This window comes from Belnapia moabensis DSM 16746 (genome assembly GCF_000745835.1).
Lineage (GTDB): Bacteria > Pseudomonadota > Alphaproteobacteria > Acetobacterales > Acetobacteraceae > Belnapia > Belnapia moabensis.
Map to the genome: position 1 here is coordinate 38,380 of NZ_JQKB01000011.1, position 18,367 is coordinate 56,746.

An 18,367-nucleotide genomic window follows, 5' to 3' on the forward strand; every position below is an offset into this window, starting at 1 on the left:
CGGGGACACTCCTTCAGCCAGGGGTGACTCGGTCCAGTAGGGCCTCGACCGCGGGCAGGATGCGGGCGACCAGACGTTCTACGCCGCGCGAGTTGGGGTGGATGCCGTCGGCCTGGTTCAGGCCGGCGTCGCCGGCGATGCCTTCGAGGAAGAAAGGGTCGAAGACGAGGCCGGGGCGCTCGCGGGCGAGGTCGTGGAAGACGGCCTGGAATTCCCGGCCGTACTCGGCGCCAAGATTGGGCGGGGCGAGCATGCCGGAGAGCAGCACCGGGATGCGGCGGGCGGCCAAGCGGTCGAGGATGGCGGCGAGGTTGCGGCGGGTCTCGGCGGGGGGCAGGCCGCGGAGGCCGTCATTGCCGCCGAGCTCGACGATCGCGGCCTGGGGATTGTCGGCCAGCGCCCAGTCGAGCCGGGCGAGGCCGCCGGCCGTGGTGTCGCCGGAGACGCCGCCGTCGATCACCTTCACCTGGCGGCCACGGGCTTCGAGGGCGGCTTGCAGGCGGGGGACGAAGCCCTCACCGGGGGCGAGGCCGTAGCCGGCGGTCAGGCTGTCGCCGAGGGCGAGCAGGCGGATGGGACCAGCCGCACGCGCCCGTAATACTCCGATACCCGATAGAGCTAGGCCGATGGCGCTTCTGCGCCCATATCGGCTGGCATCCCGGAACCCGCATGGCACCATGGACACCATCGCAAGCCACTCCCGCTCCCTGACCGACGACAGATCGGACGACTCGCTCATCACCGCCAGGGGCCTGACCTTCAAGGTGGCGGGGGCGGCCGGTGCGGTCAACATCCTCCGCGGGGTCGATCTCAGCATCGGGAAGGGCGAGGTGGTGGGGCTGGTCGGCCCCTCCGGCTCGGGCAAGACCTCGCTGCTGATGCTGCTGGCGGGGCTGGAGCGGCCTACATCCGGCAGCCTCGTCGTCGCCGGGCGGGAGCCGGGGCGAATGGACGAGGACGCGCTGGCGCGCTTCCGGCGGGAGACCATCGGGATCGTGTTCCAGGCCTTCCACCTGATCCCGACCATGACGGCGCTCGAGAATGTCGCGGTGCCGCTGGAATTCGCCGGGCGGCGGGATGCCTTCGCCCGCGCCACGGAAGCCCTGCAGGCTGTGGGGCTCGGGCATCGGCTCGGGCACTACCCGGGGGAGATGTCGGGCGGCGAGCAGCAGCGGGTGGCGCTGGCCAGGGCGACGGTCGCCGAGCCGCCGCTGCTGCTGGCGGACGAGCCGACGGGCAATCTCGACCGGGGGACGGGGGCGCAGGTGATGGATCTGCTTTTCGGGCTCAGGGCGCGGCTCGGGACGACGCTGCTGCTGATCACCCATGACCCGGTGCTGGCCGGGCGGTGCGACCGGGTGGTCAGGATGGAGGACGGGCTGATTCAGGCGGGCTGAACGGTGCGCAGAATGATGCGTTCGGGCGGCGAACGGAGAAGGAGGACGCCGATGCGTGTGGTGATGCTGATGCTGGCGGCGCTCTCGCTGTCCGGCTGCGGGCTGGTGGCGCTGCCCTTCCGGGTGGCGGGGGATGTGATCTCGGTCGTGCCGGTGGTGGGCAAGCCGCTCGGGGCACCGGTGCATGCCGTGGGCGACGTCATCGACTGAGCCGACGTGAGGGTTCCAAGGGCCTCTCGGCCCTTGGCGGGAGGAGCTCGAAGAGGGCGGCGCCCTCCTCGACATGCCCTCATAGCCCGGCGCCGCGCCGCCGCTCGATCTCGCGCCAGCGGGCGACGTTGCGGTTGTGCTCGTCGAGCGTGCGGGCGAAGGCGTGGCCGCCGCTGCCATCGGCGACGAAGTAGAGGTCGTCGCTCGCCGCGGGCCGGGTCACGGCGCGCAGCGCGGCGAGGCCGGGGGCGGCGATCGGGGCGGGCGGCAGGCCCTTCACCCTGTAGGTGTTGAAGGGGTGGTCGCGGTCGAGGTCGGCGCGGCTCAGCGGGCGGTCGAGCGGGGCGCCGTCGGCGGCGGCATAGGCGACGGTCGGGTCCGATTGCAGCGGCATCCCGGCGCGGAGGCGGTTGAGGAAGACGGCGGCGATGCGCGGTCGCTCCTCCGCCACCGAGGTCTCGCGCTCGACGATGCTGGCGAGGACCAGCGCCTCGCGCGGGGTCGCCAGCGGCAGGCCCTCGGCGCGGGAGGACCAGGCCTCGGAGAGCGCCTGGAGCATGGCGGCCTCGGCGCGGCGGAGCAGCGCAGCGCGGCCGTCGCCGAACTGGTAGGCGTAGGTCTCGGGGAGGACGGCGCCCTCGGCGAAGGCCGGGAGGTCGCCGGTGAGGCCCTCGGTGCGGGTGAGGATGGCGGCGATCTGGCGGGCGGTGAGGCCCTCGGGGATCGTCACGCGGCGCTGCACCGGGCGGGCATTGCGGAGGATGTCGAGCACCTGCGCCATGGAGGCGCCGGGCGGGAAGGCGAATTCGGCGGCGCGGAGCGGGCCATCATCGCGCGTGGCCAGGGTGGCGAGGGTGAAGAGGCGGGGCTCGTCGATCACCCCGGCGCGGCGGAGGGCGGCGGCGATGGCCTCCGTCCCGCCGCGGGGGATGACGAGCTGAGCCTGTTCAACCAGCGGGCCGGGGGCCCGGTAGTGATGCCAGGCCCAGCCGGCGCCACCCGCCGCGAGGAGGACCAGGGCGGCGAGCGCCGCCCCGGCGATGCGGAAGGCCCGCCTCAGCAATCCCTCCTTAGGGCGCCGCGCGGAAGACGATGCTGGCGTTGGTGCCGCCGAAGCCGAAGCTGTTCGACAGCGCCACGTCGATCTTCCGCTCCTGCGCCACCTTGGCGACCCGGTCGATCGGGCTGTCCTTCGAGGGCTTCTCGAGGTTCAGCGTCGGCGGGGCGATGCCGTCGCGGATGGCGAGGATGGAGAAGATGCCCTCCACGGCGCCGGCCGCGCCGAGCAGGTGGCCGATGGCGGACTTGGTCGAGGACATCGCCAGGCCACGAGCATCGTCGCCCCAGAGCCGCTCCACCGCGCCGAGCTCGAGGTCGTCGCCGAGCGGCGTCGAGGTGCCGTGGGCGTTGACGTATTGCACCTCGCCCGGGGTGACGCCGGCGCTCTTCAGCGCGGCGCGCATGGAGCGGAAGGCGCCGTCGCCGGTGTCGGACGGGGCGGTGATGTGGTGGGCGTCGCCCGACATGCCGTAGCCGATGACCTCGGCATAGATCTTCGCGCCGCGCTTCTTCGCGTGCTCGTACTCCTCAAGCACGACGACGCCGGCGCCCTCGCCCATGACGAAGCCATCACGGCCCTCGTCCCAGGGGCGGGAGGCCTCGGTCGGGGTGTCGTTGTAGGCGGTGGAGAGGGCGCGGGAGGCACAGAAGCCGGCCATGCCGATCTCGCTGACCGCGGCCTCGGCGCCGCCGGCGACCATGACATCGGCATCGCCGAAGGCGATCAGCCGGGCGGCGTCGCCGAGGGCGTGCACGCCGGTGGCGCAGGCCGTCACCACCGCATGGTTCGGGCCCTTGAAGCCGTAGCGGATGGAGACATGGCCGGAGGCGAGGTTGATCAGCGCGCTCGGGATGAAGAATGGCGAGACGCGCTTGCCCTTGCCCTGGGCGATGAGCTGCGAGCTCTCGTAGATGGTCGTGAGGCCACCGATGCCGGAGCCGATCATCACGCCGGTGGCGCAGCGGCCCTCCTCATCCTCCGGCATCCAGCCGGAATCCTCGACCGCCTCCACCGCCGCCACGACGGCGAGCTGGATGAAGCGGTCCATCTTCTTCTGGTCCTTGACCGGGATCCATTCGGCGAGGTCGAGCCCGCCTTCGGCCCTGGTCCCGACGGGGACCTGGCCGGCGATCTTGGCCGGCAGGTCCTTCACGTCGAAGGACTGGATGGCGGCGATGCCGCTCTGCCCCTCGATGAGGCGCTTCCAGACCCGCTCGACGCCGAGGCCGAGCGGGCTGGCGATGCCCATGCCGGTGACGACAACGCGCCGCGGCGCGGCAGCCTGTGCGAACACGCTACACCCTCTTCCCGGTCTTGGTCGTGTCGGAGAAGGGCCTCAGCCCTTCTGGCCGTCGATATAGGCGATGGCGTCCTTCACCGTGGTGATCTTCTCGGCCGCATCGTCCGGGATTTCCACGCCGAAAGCCTCCTCGAAGGCCATCACCAGCTCGACGGTGTCGAGGCTGTCGGCGCCCAGGTCGTCGATGAAGGAGGCGTCCTCGGTCACCTTGGCCTCGTCCACGCCGAGGTGCTCGACGACAATTTTCTTAACCTTCTCGGCGGTCTCGCTCATCGCGTGCCAGTCTCCAAATCAACAGCCATGCCCCTGGCGTCGACCAGCCCATGCCCGGAATCGCGGCGTGCCGCACGGGGGCGGGAGGTGGTCAACGCGGAACCCGGAGGGGGCGTAGGCGGTGTTGGCGAAGCTGGCAAGTCCCTTTGCTGTCTTCCGTGTTACCGAAAGGGATGACGCGGTGCAGCATCAGCGGGGCGGGGCAGCCAGCTGGGTCAGGCGGGCGATGCCCATCATCGCCTCAACCGCGGCCGTGGGCGAGGCGAGGCAGGCGAGGCCGGCGGCGATCGCCAGGTGCATGTCGGCGCCCTGGGCGAGGACGGCGAAGGGGGCGGCGAGCGCCGCGGCGCCGAGCAGCCACCAGGGGCCGTCCGGCCAGGGCCCGACCAGGGAATCCGGCGAAAGTCGGGGCGGAGTGAGACGCACCATCGCTGCCTCGGCTGCTGCGGCTGAAGCGGGCCAGCCAGTCTCGGGTTGCTCGGGCGGCGGCGCAACAAAAAGCGATGGGCCGGGGCCGGCTGGCGCCGGGGCGCGTTGCGCGGTTTAGTCTTCGGCACAAGCAAGAACGGCCCCTCGCGGGCCCAAGGAGGAAGCGGCATGTCGATCCCTCGCCGGGCGTTCCTGATCGGCAGCGGGGTGGCCGCGCTCGCGCCCGCCCCATCGCGGGCGCAGCCGGGCCGGCCGATCCGCTTCGTCGTCGGCTTCCCGCCGGGCGGGTCCGGCGACTTAGTGGCGCGGGTGCTCGGCGAGGCGGTCGGGCGGGAGCTGGGCCAGGCGGTGGTCGTGGACAACCGGCCCGGCGCGGGCAGCAACATCGCCACCGAATACGTGGCCCGCAGCGAGCCGGACGGCACGAACCTGCTGATCGGCGGCAATTTCAGCCATGCGGTCAACCCGGCCCTCTACCGACGCGTGCCCTTCGACCCCATCGCCGATTTCACGCCGATCACCGAGATCGCCGATTATCCGACGATCATCACCGTCTCGCCCGCGACCGGCATCACCTCCCTCCGCGGGCTGATCGAGCGGGCGCGGGCCGAGCCGGGGCGCCTGGCCTATGCCACGCCGGGCAATGGCACCCCGTCGCATCTCGCAGGCGCCATGCTGGAGAAGGTGGCGGGCATCGAGCTGACCCATGTGCCCTTCCGCGGCGGCGCGCCGGCGGTGCAGGCGGTGCTGGCCGGCGACGTGCCGCTCACCATCGGCACTCCGCCCGTGGTGCTGCCCTTCATCCGCTCCGGGCAGTTGCGGGGGCTTTCGCTCACCACCCGCCGCCCCTTCCCCATCATCCCCGAGGTGATCGGGACGGAGGAGGCCGGCCTGCCGGAACTCGATATCGGAGGCTGGTGGGGGATGTGGGGGCCGGCGCGGCTGCCGGCGCCGATGGTGACGCGGCTCTTCGAGGCGACGCGCCGGGCGCTGGGCCAGCAGGGCGTCGTGGCGAAGCTGGCCGGCGAGGGGCTGCAGGTCGTGACCTCGCCCTCGCCCGAGGAGTTCGGCGCCTTCATCCGGCGCGAGATCTCCTTCTGGGCCGGGGTCGTCAAGGCGGCGGGGGCGGTGGTCGACTAGAGCATGATCGCCGGAGGCTGGAACGGCCGGAGGCGTGAATCATGCGATCAAACAAAAGCCCCCTGCCCCGGTCAGATCATCGCCATGCCGCCGTTGACGTGCAGCGTCTGGCCGGTGACCCAGGCGGCCTCGGCGCTGGCGAGGTAGACGACGGCAGCGCCGATATCCTCGGGCGTGCCCATGCGGCCGGCGGGGATGCGCTCCAGCAGCTTGGTGCGGGCGGCCTCGGGGAGGGCGTCGGTCATCGCGGTCTTGACGAAGCCGGGGGCGACGACGTTCACCGTCACGCCGCGGGTCGCCACCTCCTGCGCGAGGGACTTGCTCATGCCGATGAGGCCGGCCTTGGCGGCGGCGTAGTTGGCCTGGCCGGCATTGCCGGTGACGCCGACGATCGAGGCGATGGAGACGATGCGGCCGTGACGGCGCTTCATCATCCCCCTGAGCGCCGCACGCGCCAGGCGGAAGGGGGCGGTCAGGTCCACCTCCAGCACCGCGGCCCAGTCGGCGTCGCCCATGCGCAGCGCCAGCATGTCGCGGGTGAAGCCGGCATTGTTCACCAGGATGTCGAGGCTGCCGAGCGTGCCTTCGACCTGCTCGACCAGCGCCGCGGGGGCAGCCGGGTCGGCGAGGTCGGCGGGGGCGACGAGAACCCCCTCCCCGCCCAGCTCGGCAGCGAGCGCCTCCAGCTCCGCGGCGCGGCGGCCGGTGAGCGCCAGCTTCGCGCCGCGGGCATGCAGCGCGCGGGCGGTGGCGGCGCCGATGCCCCCCGTCGCGCCGGTGACGAGGGCGGTGCGGCCGGTCAGGTCGAACATGCGGGGGTTCCCATCATGGGTTGAGGGCGCTCATGGGTTCAGGCCACGGGCGGCCGGGTCGAAGGAGGCGGCGGTCTTGAGGTCGAACCAGGCGGCGGCATTGGCCTCGCCGGTGCCGCCCAGGGCGAAATGGCGGCCGAGGCCGGGGATGTAGAGCTGGTCGATGAAGAGGTGCGGCGCTTCCTGGGCGACGACATAGCGCTGGCCGCCGCCTTCCGCCGTCATGCCCGGCCCGGCATGGGCGGCGATGAGGATGCCGGGCTTCGGGCGGACGCGGACGATGATGTCGCAATCGGTCCAGGCGGGCGGCAGGGCAAGCTGGCGGCGGGCGGCCTCGACCAGGGTGATGCCGGCGGTGCGGGCGCGGGAGAGGAGCAGCACCATGCGGTCCTCCTCCATCCACCAGGGCGAGTTCAGCAGCGGCAGCAGCGCTTGGCCGCCGGTGCCGAGATAACGGCGGGCGGCGAAGCGGTAGAGCATGTTGTCCTCGGCCAGCTGCACGCAGCGCTTGGCGATGAGGCCGCCACTGCGCTTGTAGGCGAAGCCGCCCGGGGCATCCTCGTCCGGGTCGCTGTCGAGGGTCTTGCGCGGTCCGTGGTTGGCATCGCGCCACTGGTGGCCCTCGGCCTCCATGCGGAGGGTGCTGTTGCGGTACCAGTCCTCGTTCACCGGGGTGGCGGGCATCGGCTTGAAATCCTCGCGGGGTTTTGCGCCCCACGGTTGAACACGACGCCCACGATTGCGCGATTGAGTTCCGCGTGATCGGGGCGGCGGGGGTTCAGATCGTCTTGAGGAAGGCCTCGACCTCGGCGGGGTTGCCGATGGCGGTGGCGGTGGCGTCGGGGGCGTTGCGCTTCATCAGGCCGGTGAGCACCTTGCCCGCGCCGAGCTCGACGAAGCGGTCGCAGCCCATCGCCGCCATGCTGGCGACGCAGTCGCGCCAGCGGACGGTGGCGGTGACCTGCTCGACCAGCAGCCGGCGGATCTCGGTCGGGTCGGTCGCCTTGGCGGCGGTGACGTTGGCAATCACCGGGACGAGGGGGGCCTGGATCATCGCCTCGGCGAGGGCCGTGGCCATGGCGTCGGCGGCGGGGGCCATCAGCGCGCAATGGAAGGGGGCGGAGACGGGGAGCGGCAGGGCGCGCTTGACACCGAGGCCGGGGGCGGCGGCGATGGCGCGCTCCACCGCCGACTTGGCGCCGGAGATGACGACCTGGCCGCCGCCATTGTCGTTGGCGATCTCGACCACCTCCTCGGCGCCGGTCTCGGGGTCGGCCTTCGCCGCGTCGCAGATGGATTGGGCCTGGGCCAGCTCGGCGCCGAGGAGTGCGGCCATGGCGCCGGTGCCGGGCGGCGTCGCCTTCTGCATCGCCTCGCCGCGGAGGCGGAGCAGGCGGGCGGCGGTGGAGAGGTCGAAGGCGCGGGCGGCGGTGAGCGCGCTGTACTCGCCGAGGGAATGGCCGGCGACGAGGGCGACCTTGGCCGGGAGCTCGAAGCCCCCCTCCCCTTCCAGCACGCGGAGCACGGCCACCGAATGGGCCATCAGCGCGGGCTGGGCATTGGCGGTGAGGGTGAGCTCCTCGGCCGGGCCCTCGAACATCAGGCGGGAGAGGTGCTGCTTCAGCGCCTCGTCCACTTCCTGGAAGACCTCGCGGGCCGCGGGGAAGGCGGCGGCGAGGTCGCGGCCCATGCCGGGGGCCTGGCTGCCCTGGCCAGGGAAGACGAAGGCCATTGCCATGGGACGGTTTCCTCGGAGCGTGCGCGACAGGCGGCGGGGCCTACCGGCCTGTCACACGGCTGTCAATCGCCAGCCGGGGCGGGGCTCAGGGGGAGGCCGCGACACCGCGGGCGACGCCCTGGGCCACGGGCGGGAGCTGGGAGGTGAGCGCGTTCTGCACCGCCTGGGTGGCGCCGGATTGCGCCGGGGCGGCGGGCGGGGGTTCGGCGGCGGCTTCGGCGGGCGGGGCGGGCGGCGGCGGGACGACGACCGGCGCAGGCGGCGCGGGCGGCAAGGCGGCGGTGTCACCGGCGGGGGTGGGTGTGCGGGCGGGCTGAGGTTGCGGGGCCGGGGCGGCGGCGGCGGCCGAGGCGGCGGCGGCGGCCGGGGTCGCGGGCGGCTCCGTCGTGTAGTCGGGGACGATGCGGGCCTGGTTGCCGGCGATGACCAGCACGCGCTGGCCGACGACGAGCGGCGTCTGGTCGCGCTGCGTCACCGAGATCAGCTCGTTCTTGCCGGTGGTGCGGACGACGTATTCGAAGGCCTTGGTGTCGCCCGCCACATGCTCGGCCGTGGTGCCGATGAGACCGCCGAGTAGCGCGCCGCCGACGCCGCCGAGCGCCGAGCCGAGGCCGCCGCCCGGCGCCTGGGCGCCGAGCACGCCGCCGGCGGCGGCGCCGGTCGCGGCGCCGGTGCTGCCCTCGGCGGTGACGCTCACCTCGCGCCGGCCGACGACCATCCCCTGCTCCACCTTGTTCGCCTGCTGGACGGCGCGCGTGGCGTAGGTGTCCGGCGAGTAGTCGGCACCGCAGGCGGCGAGCAGCAGGAGGAGGGAGAGGCTTGGAAGACGTGGCAAGGGCGGGTCACCGTTCCGGGTCGGGAGATGGGTGGCGCTGCATAATGCCGATGGGGGGTGTTTGTCATCCTGCCCTGGCATGGCCTAGCCTCTCCGCCGCAGGGGGCAAGGCCGGGCCACGCGCCACCGTTGGGGGCAGAGAGCCATGGATATCCGTATGAATCGACGCGGCCTGCTGGCCGGGACCGCGGGCCTCGCCATGCCGCGGCTTGCTGCGGCCCAAGGGTCGCGGGTGCTGAAATTCATCCCGCAGATCGACCTGGCCTTCCTCGATCCGCACTGGACCACGGCCTATGTGACGCGCGGCCATGGGCATATGGTCTTCGACACGCTCTATGGGCAGGACAGCAGCTTCAAGGCCTCGCCGCAGATGGTGGAGGGGCATGTTGTCGCGGATGACGGGAAGCTGTGGACGCTGACCTTGCGGCAGGGGCTCCTTTGGCATGACGGGGAGCGGGTGCTGGCGCGGGATTGCGTCGCCAGCATCAGGCGCTGGGCGAAGCGGGATGCGCTGGGCGGGGCGCTGATGGCGGCGACCGAGGAGCTGTCGGCGCCGGATGACCGAACGATCCGCTTCCGGCTGTCGCGGCCCTTTCCCTTGTTGCCGGAGGCGCTGGGCAAGGTCAGCTCGCCGATGCCGGCGATGATGCCGGAGCGGCTGGCGAATACCGACCCGTTCAAGCAGGTAACGGAAATGGTGGGGAGCGGGCCCTTCCGCTTCGTCCCCGACGAGCGCGTCGCGGGCTCGCGCAACGTCTATGCGAGGTTCGAGAAATATGTGCCGCGGGAGGGGCAGCGGGCGAGCTGGAATGCCGGGCCGAAGGTGGTGCATCTCGACCGCGTCGAGTGGACCACTATCCCCGATGCGGCGACCAAGGTGGCGGCGATCCAGCGGGCCGAGCAGGATTGGTGGGAGAACCCGACGCATGACCTGCTGCCGCTGCTGCGGCGGGACCGGCGCATCCGCATCGAGGTGACGAACCCGACGGGCACCGTCTGCATGATGCGGCCGAACCACCTGCAGCCGCCTTTCGACAAGCCGCAGGCGCGGCAGGCCTTGCTGCATGCCTTCGACCAGACGGCCTTCATGCAGGCGATCGTCGGCGAGGATGCGGCGATGTACCATGTGCCGCACGGCATCTTCTGCCCGAACACGCCGATGGCGAGCGAGGCGGGGCTCGATCCGCTGAAGGGGACGCGCGACTACGACAAGGCGCGCCGGTTGCTGGCGGAGGCGGGCTATGGCGGCGAGACGGTCGCGCTGCTGGTGGCGGCCGACTACACGCACCTCAAGGCGATCGGCGAGGTGATGGCGGATGCGATGGGCAAGATCGGCTTGAAGGTCGACTACATCGCCACCGACTGGGGCACCATGCTGCAGCGGCGGAACAACCGGGGGCCCGTCGCGCAGGGTGGGTGGAGCTGCCTCAACACCAGCTGGGAGGGGGCGGACCACATGGACCCGGCGAGCCATTATGCCATCCGTGGCAATGGCGCCGAGACCGGGGCCTGGCCGGGCTGGAGCGTCAGCGAGCGGCTGGAGCAGCTGCGCGATGCCTGGTTCGCGGCGCCGGACCTGGCGGGGCAGCAGGCGGCCTGCCGGGAGATGCAGGTGCAGGCGATGCGAGACGTGCCTAGCGTGCCGCTCGGGCAGTATATCCAGCCGACGGCCTACCGGACCAACATCACCGGCGTCGCAAAGGGGTTTCCGACCTTCTGGGGTGTGCAGAAGGGGTAGGCGGCCTCTCGCCTGCGATCCGCGGAGCTTCGTCGGAGGCCGGATACCGGGGCATGGGCTGAGCGCGGCAGTCCGCCCATGCTCGCGGCGCCTGCCCGAACCTGTGCACGGGCCGCGGCATGGATCGGAGTCGAAGAAATGTTATGTTATAACATTGCGGATATTCTCATCGGTTGGTAAGGAGCGGCATCACTGATCGGGTTGCAGAATGCGTCGCCCCCTCCTGCCGGCCGTTACCTTCACTCTGGCCTTGGGCCTCGGCGTGCCCGGTGCTGCGCAGGTGCAGGAGGGGGAGCAGGCGACGGGCCAGGCAGTCGCGCTGCCCGAACTGGACGTTACGGCCGCCGGCGAGCGGGGTGACGGCCCGGTCGAGGGCTATCGGGCCACACGGTCGGTCAGCGCGACCCGGACCGACACGCCGATCCGGGAGATCCCGCAGTCGATCAGCGTCGTGCCGAGGGCTGTGCTCGAGGATATCGCGGCCGTCCGCGTCGATGCGGCGCTCGACTATGCCGGCGGCATCGCGCGCGGCAACAATTTCGGCGGCCAGACCCTCTACGAGTACAATGTCCGCGGCTTCGCCACGGGGGAGTACTACCGCAACGGCTTCCCGGTGAATCGCGGCTACCAGGGCTCGCCCGACACGGCGGCGATCGAGCGGCTGGAAGTCCTGCGCGGCCCGGCTTCGCTGCTCTACGGCCGCGGCGATCCGGGCGGCACGCTGAACATCGTCACCAAGCAGCCGGTGCCGGAGCGCTTCACCGTCCTCGGCGGCCTGTTCGGGAGCTACGGCCTGGCGCGCGGCACGATCGACGCAGCGGGCGCCCTGCGCGCCGATGGCTCGATGAGCTACCGCCTGAACGGCGCCGTCGAGGGTGGCGGCAGCTTCCGCCGCCATGTCGACAGCAGCCGCCAGTATCTCGCCCCGGCCTTCACCTGGCAGGTCTCGCCCGACACTACCGTCACCCTCGAGGGCGAGTTCCTGCACAACGAGCGGACCTTCGATCGGGGTGTGGTGGCCTATGGCAACCGGCCGGGCGTGATCCCGCGCGAGCGCTTCCTGGGCGAGCCGGGGGTCGGCACCAACCGCAACACCAGCGGCCTCGGGCAGCTTCGCTTCGATCATCGCATCACCAATGACTGGAGCCTGCGCGGCGGCGTGCAGTATTTCGGCGGCACTCTGGAGGGGCGCGCGGTGGAGCCGAGCAGCCTGCTCGGCGATGGCCGCACGCTGCGCCGCGAGTTGCGGCAGCGCGACTTCGCCTGGAACGACCTCGACATCCAGCTCAACCTGGTCGGCCGGTTCCGGACAGGGCCGGTGGACCATACGCTGCTCGCGGGCATCGAGTATGAGCGCTACCACAACCGCGAGGTCCTGGACCGCTCCAATCCCGGCACCTCGCCCTTCGCCATCGACATCCTCAACCCTGTCTACGGCCAGCGGCTTCCGGCGCTGACGCGCCGCTCCAACACCGTGGAGAACAGCAGCACCTATGCGGCCTACCTCCAGGACCAGATCGCCCTCACCGGCCGCCTGAAGCTGGTGGCGGGCATCCGCGTCGAGCATTTCGACCAGGACTTCACCCAGCGCAGCACCGGCACCGCATCGCCGCAGAGGCAGACCGCCGCCACGCCACGGGTCGGCCTTATCTACGAGCTGGGCGGCAACGTCTCGGCCTATGCCAGCTATGCGCAGTCCTTCCGGCCCAATCGCGGCGGGGATATCGGCGGCCGTTCCTTCGCGCCGGAGAGGGGCGAGGCCTTCGAGCTTGGCGCCAAATTCGACCTGTTCGATGACCGCGTGAGCGCGACCGCGGCGCTGTTCCATATCACCAAGGAGAATGTGCTGACGGCCAACCCGGCCGACACCTCCTTCAGCATCGCGGCCGGCGAGGTGCGCAGCCGGGGCTTCGACCTGACGCTGTCGGGCAACCCGATGCCGGGCTGGCGCATGATCGGCGGCTACGCCTATATCGACGCCGAGGTGACGCGCGACGCGACGCTGCGGCCCGGCACCCGCTTGCTGAACGTGCCGCGGCACAGCGCAAGCCTGCTCAACGTCTATGAATTCCAGGAAGGCCGGCTGCAGGGGCTCGGCCTCGGCGGCGGCGTCAACCTCGTCGGCAGCCGTGCCGGCGACACGGTCGGCTCCGCCTTCCGCCTGCCCGCCTATGCCACGGTGGACCTGCTGGCCTATTACCGGATCGGCGACCGGGTGCGGCTGAACCTCAACGTGAACAACCTCTTCGACAGGACCTATTACGACCGCTCCTACAGCAGCGTCTGGGTTTCGCCCGGCGCGCCGCTGGCCATCCTTGGCGGCGTGACGATCCGGCTTTAGAGCCTCCTGCATGCTTCGCCGTTCCCTCGGTGCCCTGGGCGCCGCAGCCCTGCTTGCGCGCCCTGCCCTCGGCCATGCGCCCGCGGTCGCGCGCCGGTCGGGCGAGCGCGTGCTGCGGGTGGTCGCCCCTTTCGAATTCGCGGGACCCGACCCGGCGCGCTCGGGCCATGTCTTCGCCCGCATGGGAGTCGGGGAGATGCTGCTGGGCGCCGATCCGGAAGGCCGCCCGGTGCCGATGCTGGCGGCGTCCTGGAGCGGCTCGCCGGACGGGCTGCTGCATCGCTTCCTGCTACGGCCCGGGGTGCGCTTCCATGACGGCAGCCCGCTGACGGCCGAGGCGGCGGCGGCAAGCCTTCGCCACGCCCATGCCGCCGCCTCGCCGCTCTCCCGCGTGCCGGTCGCCACCATCGAGGCTGCGGGCGATGCGGTGCTGATCCGCCTCGCCCGCCCCTTCGCGCCGCTGCCGGCCGTCCTGGCCAATTATGCCAGCATGATCCTGGCGCCGGCGGCCTATGACGGGGCGGGCCGGGTCCGCGCCGTCATCGGCACCGGCCCCTTCCGCGTCGAGCGCTTCTCGCCGCCCTTGCAACTCGATGTCGGGCGCTTCGACGACTGGTGGGGGCCACGCCCGGCCGTCGGCCGCGCCTCCTATCTCGTCGTGTCTCAGGGCGAGGCGCGGGCCACGATGGCGGAAAGCGGACATGCGGACCTGACCATGGGCTTGCAGCCGGTGACCCTGGCGCGGCTCCGCCGCAGCCCGCGGCTGGAGGTTCTGACCCTGCCCGTGCCGCGCACCCGCATCCTGAAGCTCAACGCCGCCTCGCCGCTCTTCGCGGACCAGCGGGTGAGGCGGGCCCTGAGCCTGGCGATCGACCGGCACGGCATCGCCACGGCCCTGCTGCGGAACCCCGCCATGGCGGCGGAACAGCTTTTCCCGCCGGTATTGCAAGGCTGGCACCTGCCCGGCCCGCCGCCGCGGCGCGACCTGGAGACGGCGCGGGCCCTGCTCGCCGAAGCGGGCTGGCGGCCGGGCGGCGGCGGCATCCTGGTGGATGCCGGCGGCCGCCGCTTCGCCTGCCGCTGTGCCACCTACATCAACTGGCCTGAACTGCCGCCGATCGCCACGGCGCTCCAGGCCCAGTTCCGCGAACTCGGCATCGACATGGCGGTGGGCATCGGCAACTCCTCCGACATCCCGCGCGGCCATCGCGACGGCAGCCTGGAGATGGCCCTGATGGCGCGCAACTACGCGCTGGTGCCGGACCCGCTCGGTACCCTCCTGCAGGACTTCCGGCCCGGCGGCGGCGATTGGGGCGCCATGGGCTGGTCCGACCCGGCGCTCGAGGCCACGCTGCGCGCGCTGGCGGCAGCGGAGGGCGATCCGATCGCGTTGCGCCGGCAGGCAGCCCGGATCCTGGGCGAGGCCCTGCCGGTGATCCCGATTGCCTGGTCGGAGCTGGCCGTCGCGGTCAACCGCGACCTGGCCGGCGTCACCGTGGACCCGTTCGAGACCAGCTACCGGCTGCACGACATCGCCTGGGCAGGCTGACATGGACCGGCACCTCCTCGGCCGCTTCCTGCGGCCCGTCCTCATGCGCCTTGTCCAGGCCCTGCTCGTCGCCCTGATCATCGGCGCGCTCGGCTTCGCCCTGATGGCCGCGCTGCCGGGCGACCAGGCCTTCCGCCTCGCCGCCGCCCGTTACGGCCCGGACATGGGCGATGCGGCCGCGGCCGCGCTGGTGCATCGGGAATTGGGGCTGGACCGGCCCCTGGCGGTGCAGTTCCTCGACTGGGTGGGGCGCCTGCTGCGCTTCGACCTTGGCCATTCCCTCGTCACCGGCGCGCCGGTGCTGGAGGAGCTGGCCATGCAGCTCGGCTATACGCTGGCGCTGGCCGGCGTCGCGTTGCCGCTCTCGGCCCTGCTCGGGCTCCCCTTCGGGCTCCTGGCCGGGCTGCGGCCGGGCGGGCCGGTGGACCGGGTCACGCTCGGGCTCTCGGTTCTGCTCCGGGCCGTTCCGGCCTATGCCCTCGGCCTGCTCCTGGTGGCGGTCTTCTCCATCCGGTTCCGCTGGCTGCCGCCCGCGGGTTTCGAGGGGTGGCGGGAATTCATCCTGCCCGCCCTGACCCTGGCACTCGGCCTCGCGGCGCTGTCCGCGCGCGTGGCCCGGGATTCCGTCGCCGCCGTGGCCGCCTCCCCCTACATGGCCTTCGCGCGGTGGAAGGGCCTCCCCGAACGGGCGGTGGTGCTGCGGCACGGCCTGCGCAACGCGGCCATTCCCGTCGTGGCCCTGCTCGGGCTCCAGCTCATCGGCCTGGTCGAGGGACTCGTCATTGTCGAGAGCCTGTTTTCCTGGCCGGGGATCGGGCATGCGCTGGTGCATGCCATCTTCGCCCGCGACGTGCCGGTGGTGCAGGGCGCGGCGCTGGTGATGGGGCTGATCTTCGTCCTGGTGAATGCCCTCGTGGACCTCGCCTGCGCGCTGATCGACCCGCGCCGGCCTAGGGCGGCGGCATGAGGGTCCTGGCGCCCGGCCGCTGGCTCGGACTGCTGCTGATCCTGGCGCTGGCGGGATTCGGCATTCTGGGGCCCTGGCTCGCGGCCACCGATCCGGCGCGCCAGGTCCTGGCGGATTCCCTGGCGCCGCCGGGGACGGGCTATTGGCTTGGCGCTGATCATCTGGGCCGGTCCATGCTGGCGCGGCTGGCCCATGCGACGCGGCTCTCGCTCCTGCTCGCGGCGGTCACGGTCGCCAGCGCGGCCATCCCCGGCACCCTGCTCGGCATCCTCGCCGCCTGCCGCGGCGGCTGGGTGGAGAGCGGCCTGGTGCTGCTCGCCGATGCGGTGCTGGCGCTGCCCGGCCTGCTGCTGGTCCTGCTGCTCGCCGCCTTCGCGCCCGGCGACTTCCTGCCGCTCTATCTCGGCCTCGCCCTCGCGGGCTGGGTCGAGTATTTCCGCGTCGCGCGGGCCATGGCCCGCGGCATGCTGGCGCGGCCGCATGTGGAGGCGGCGCGCCTGCTCGGCTTCGGCCCGGGCTATGTGCTGTGGCGCCTGCTGCTGCCGGGCCTGCTGCCGACCCTGGGCGTGCTCGCCGCCTTCGGCCTGGGAAACGCCGTGCTTGCGATCTCGACCCTGTCCTTCATCGGGCTCGGCATCCATCCGCCCACGGCCGAGCTCGGCAGCATGACGACCGACCTGCTGCCCTATGCCCATGAGGCGCCGCTGATGGTGCTGATGCCGGCGGCCCTCGTCTTCGTCGCCGTGCTCGGCTGCCACCTGCTGGCCGGGCGGGGGCGCGCGTGAGCGGCGTCCTCGCCATCGAGGGGTTCCGGGTCGAGGCGGCCGACGGGACGGCGCTGGTGCGCAGCGTCGATGCCGAAGCGCGGCCCGGACGGCCGCTGACGCTGCTGGGCGAGACCGGCTCGGGCAAGTCCCTGGTCCTCGCGGCCGCCATGGGAAGCCTGGCCCCGGGCCTTCGCGCCGGCGGACGGGTGATGCTGGACGGGACGGAGATGCTGTCGGCCACGCCTTCGGCCCGGCGGGCGCTCTGGGGCCGCCGCCTGGCCACGCTGCCGCAGGAGCCCTGGCTCGCCTTGGACCCGACCATGCGGGCCCTGGGCCAGGTGGCGGAGGTCTATCGCCTAGTCCGGGGGATGCCCGCCGCGGCCTCCGCGGAGGAGGCGCGGGCGCGGCTGGCGGAGCTTGGGCTCGGCGGCGTCGCCGCGCTCTATCCCTTCCAGCTCTCCGGGGGGATGGCGCAGCGCCTCGCCCTCGCCATCCTGCGGGCCTCGGAGACTCCCGTCCTTCTCGCCGACGAGCCGACCAAGGGGCTCGATGCCGATCGGCGCGACGAGGCGGGAGCACGGCTGCGGGCCGAGGCGGAGCGCGGTCGCACGGTGGTCTGCGTGACGCATGACGTGGCGATCGCCCGCGCCCTGGGTGGCGAGGTCGCGGTGATGCTGGAGGGCCGGGTGGTGGAGCGCGGCCCGGCGGCGAGGGTGCTGGAGCGTCCGTCCCACACATACACACGACGCCTGCTGGAGGCGGAACCGGCGCGCTGGCCTGAGCTGCCGCCGCGGCCCGCGCCCTGCGGCGAGGTGGCGGTCGCGGCAGAGGGGGTGTGCCGCGGCTTCGGTGGCCGCCCCGTGCTATGCGGGGTCGATCTCTCCGTGCGGCGCGGCGAGATCGTGGCCGTCACCGGCCCGAGCGGCTGCGGCAAGACCACGCTCGGGGATGTGCTGCTCGGGCTGCTGCGGCCGGATGCCGGGACCGTCCGGCGCCTTCCCGGCGTGGTGCCCTGGCGCTTCGGCAAGCTGTACCAGGACCCTCCGAGCGCCTTCGCGCCGCACCAGACCATGCGGCAGGCGCTGGGCGACCTGGCGCGGCACCATGGCCTGGCCTGGGATGCCATCGCCGCCCTTGTCGAGCGGCTGCGCCTGGCGCCGGCCCTGCTGGACCGCCGGCCGGACGCACTGTCGGGGGGCGAGTTGCAGCGCTTCGCCCTGGTCCGCGTCCTCGCGCTCGATCCCGTCTTCCTTCTGGCCGACGAGCCGACATCGCGGCTGGACCCCATCACCCAGCGAGAGGTCTCGATGCTGCTCGGCGAGCTGGCCGGGGAGCGCGGGCTGGCGGTGCTGCTGGTGACGCATGATGCGGCGCTGGCCGCGAAGCTGGCCGACAGGACGCTGCGGTTGCGGGCCAACGGCACCGACCGGTGAGCGAGCCGGCCGCGCCCGGGCGGCAGACAGGTCCGGGTCCCGTTGCGATGCGGCCTCGAGCCGGCTGACTACAGACTCCCCCACCCCATGCGCATCGCGACCCGGTCGGGGAGGCTTGCGGAACTGTAAGGATATGATAATGAGAGTCATTCGCAAAAACTGATCAGGTTGAGGGATTGGCACCGTTGGGTCGACATCGCCGCAAGGCCATTCTGGGTGTGCTCGTCCAGCCCACAGGCAGCTCGCAGGATCCAGGGAGACGCTCCTTTCCCGGCTGGAAGGCCTGTGCCCCGACTGGTTTCGCCGTCAGCACGATGCTGTCCTGCGGCCTCCTCCTCGCGCCGGCGGCCGAGGCCCAGCAGGCGCCATCCGCGGACG

18 protein-coding genes are annotated in these 18,367 nt (G+C 72.3%); 9 read left to right on the forward strand and 9 right to left on the reverse strand.

From position 1 onward, the window contains the following. Nucleotides 1–13: 13 nt before the first annotated feature. A complete protein-coding gene (locus EP26_RS09405) occupies nucleotides 14–688 on the reverse strand; it encodes an arylesterase (protein WP_245624348.1) in 675 nt (224 codons plus the stop codon). On the opposite strand from EP26_RS09405, the gene EP26_RS09410 reads away from it, so the two are divergent. Further along, nucleotides 678–1,397, forward strand: a complete 720-nt coding sequence (locus tag EP26_RS09410) for an ABC transporter ATP-binding protein (protein ID WP_052388991.1) — start codon at nucleotides 678–680, stop codon at nucleotides 1,395–1,397. The two genes, EP26_RS09405 and EP26_RS09410, sit on opposite strands and share 11 nt — an antisense overlap. Before the next feature lie 51 nt (nucleotides 1,398–1,448). Next, complete coding sequence (locus EP26_RS34725; RefSeq protein WP_211259413.1) at nucleotides 1,449–1,607, forward strand: DUF6726 family protein; 159 nt, start codon at nucleotides 1,449–1,451, stop codon at nucleotides 1,605–1,607. Nucleotides 1,608–1,686: 79 nt separating this feature from the next. Here the strand turns inward: EP26_RS34725 and mltG are convergent, their stop codons facing one another. The 4 genes from mltG to EP26_RS09430 all read right to left on the reverse strand — a co-directional run bounded on the left by mltG (nucleotide 1,687) and on the right by EP26_RS09430 (nucleotide 4,669). Continuing rightward, the gene (mltG, locus tag EP26_RS09415; protein WP_245624349.1) at nucleotides 1,687–2,670 is read right to left on the reverse strand and encodes an endolytic transglycosylase MltG; all 984 of its coding nucleotides are present in this window, start codon (nucleotides 2,668–2,670) and stop codon (nucleotides 1,687–1,689) included. Between the two features lie 7 nt (nucleotides 2,671–2,677). Continuing rightward, nucleotides 2,678–3,961, reverse strand: coding sequence for a beta-ketoacyl-ACP synthase II (gene fabF, locus EP26_RS09420; RefSeq protein ID WP_043338031.1), 1,284 nt, complete (start codon nucleotides 3,959–3,961; stop codon nucleotides 2,678–2,680). Nucleotides 3,962–4,003: 42 nt separating this feature from the next. Then, complete coding sequence (locus EP26_RS09425) at nucleotides 4,004–4,240, reverse strand: acyl carrier protein (protein WP_043338033.1); 237 nt, start codon at nucleotides 4,238–4,240, stop codon at nucleotides 4,004–4,006. A 189-nt stretch (nucleotides 4,241–4,429) separates the two neighbouring features. After that, nucleotides 4,430–4,669, reverse strand: coding sequence for a hypothetical protein (locus tag EP26_RS09430; protein WP_043338035.1), 240 nt, complete (start codon nucleotides 4,667–4,669; stop codon nucleotides 4,430–4,432). 168 nt (nucleotides 4,670–4,837) lie between these two features. On the opposite strand from EP26_RS09430, the gene EP26_RS09435 reads away from it, so the two are divergent. Further along, a complete protein-coding gene (locus EP26_RS09435) occupies nucleotides 4,838–5,809 on the forward strand; it encodes a Bug family tripartite tricarboxylate transporter substrate binding protein (RefSeq protein ID WP_043338036.1) in 972 nt (323 codons plus the stop codon). A 71-nt stretch (nucleotides 5,810–5,880) separates the two neighbouring features. On the opposite strand, the gene fabG is transcribed toward EP26_RS09435, so the two are convergent. The 4 genes from fabG to EP26_RS34730 all read right to left on the reverse strand — a co-directional run bounded on the left by fabG (nucleotide 5,881) and on the right by EP26_RS34730 (nucleotide 9,194). Next, nucleotides 5,881–6,621, reverse strand: a complete 741-nt coding sequence (gene fabG / locus EP26_RS09440; protein ID WP_043338038.1) for a 3-oxoacyl-[acyl-carrier-protein] reductase — start codon at nucleotides 6,619–6,621, stop codon at nucleotides 5,881–5,883. A 30-nt stretch (nucleotides 6,622–6,651) separates the two neighbouring features. Continuing rightward, nucleotides 6,652–7,305 carry a hypothetical protein gene (locus EP26_RS09445; RefSeq protein WP_043338040.1) on the reverse strand — a complete coding sequence of 218 codons (654 nt, stop codon included), beginning with the start codon at nucleotides 7,303–7,305 and terminating at the stop codon, nucleotides 6,652–6,654. A gap of 94 nt (nucleotides 7,306–7,399) precedes the next feature. Then, a complete protein-coding gene (gene fabD / locus EP26_RS09450) occupies nucleotides 7,400–8,359 on the reverse strand; it encodes an ACP S-malonyltransferase (RefSeq protein ID WP_043338041.1) in 960 nt (319 codons plus the stop codon). 85 nt (nucleotides 8,360–8,444) lie between these two features. After that, the gene (locus EP26_RS34730; RefSeq protein ID WP_052388992.1) at nucleotides 8,445–9,194 is read right to left on the reverse strand and encodes a hypothetical protein; all 750 of its coding nucleotides are present in this window, start codon (nucleotides 9,192–9,194) and stop codon (nucleotides 8,445–8,447) included. Nucleotides 9,195–9,351: 157 nt separating this feature from the next. On the opposite strand from EP26_RS34730, the gene EP26_RS09460 reads away from it, so the two are divergent. The 6 genes from EP26_RS09460 (at nucleotide 9,352) to EP26_RS09485 (ending at nucleotide 17,989) form a co-directional block, all read left to right on the forward strand. Continuing rightward, nucleotides 9,352–10,932 carry an ABC transporter substrate-binding protein gene (locus tag EP26_RS09460; RefSeq protein WP_043338042.1) on the forward strand — a complete coding sequence of 527 codons (1,581 nt, stop codon included), beginning with the start codon at nucleotides 9,352–9,354 and terminating at the stop codon, nucleotides 10,930–10,932. Between the two features lie 208 nt (nucleotides 10,933–11,140). Continuing rightward, complete coding sequence (locus tag EP26_RS09465; RefSeq protein WP_043338043.1) at nucleotides 11,141–13,273, forward strand: TonB-dependent siderophore receptor; 2,133 nt, start codon at nucleotides 11,141–11,143, stop codon at nucleotides 13,271–13,273. Between the two features lie 10 nt (nucleotides 13,274–13,283). Then, a complete protein-coding gene (locus tag EP26_RS09470) occupies nucleotides 13,284–14,822 on the forward strand; it encodes an ABC transporter substrate-binding protein (RefSeq protein WP_043338045.1) in 1,539 nt (512 codons plus the stop codon). Nucleotide 14,823: 1 nt separating this feature from the next. Then, nucleotides 14,824–15,789 carry an ABC transporter permease gene (locus EP26_RS09475; protein ID WP_043338047.1) on the forward strand — a complete coding sequence of 322 codons (966 nt, stop codon included), beginning with the start codon at nucleotides 14,824–14,826 and terminating at the stop codon, nucleotides 15,787–15,789. Next, the gene (locus EP26_RS09480) at nucleotides 15,786–16,574 is read left to right on the forward strand and encodes an ABC transporter permease (RefSeq protein WP_052388993.1); all 789 of its coding nucleotides are present in this window, start codon (nucleotides 15,786–15,788) and stop codon (nucleotides 16,572–16,574) included. Before EP26_RS09475 ends, EP26_RS09480 begins: the two co-directional genes overlap by 4 nt. After that, nucleotides 16,571–17,989, forward strand: coding sequence for an ABC transporter ATP-binding protein (locus tag EP26_RS09485; RefSeq protein ID WP_043338050.1), 1,419 nt, complete (start codon nucleotides 16,571–16,573; stop codon nucleotides 17,987–17,989). The genes EP26_RS09480 and EP26_RS09485 overlap by 4 nt, the downstream gene beginning before the upstream one ends. The last annotated feature ends 378 nt before the right edge of the window (nucleotides 17,990–18,367 follow it).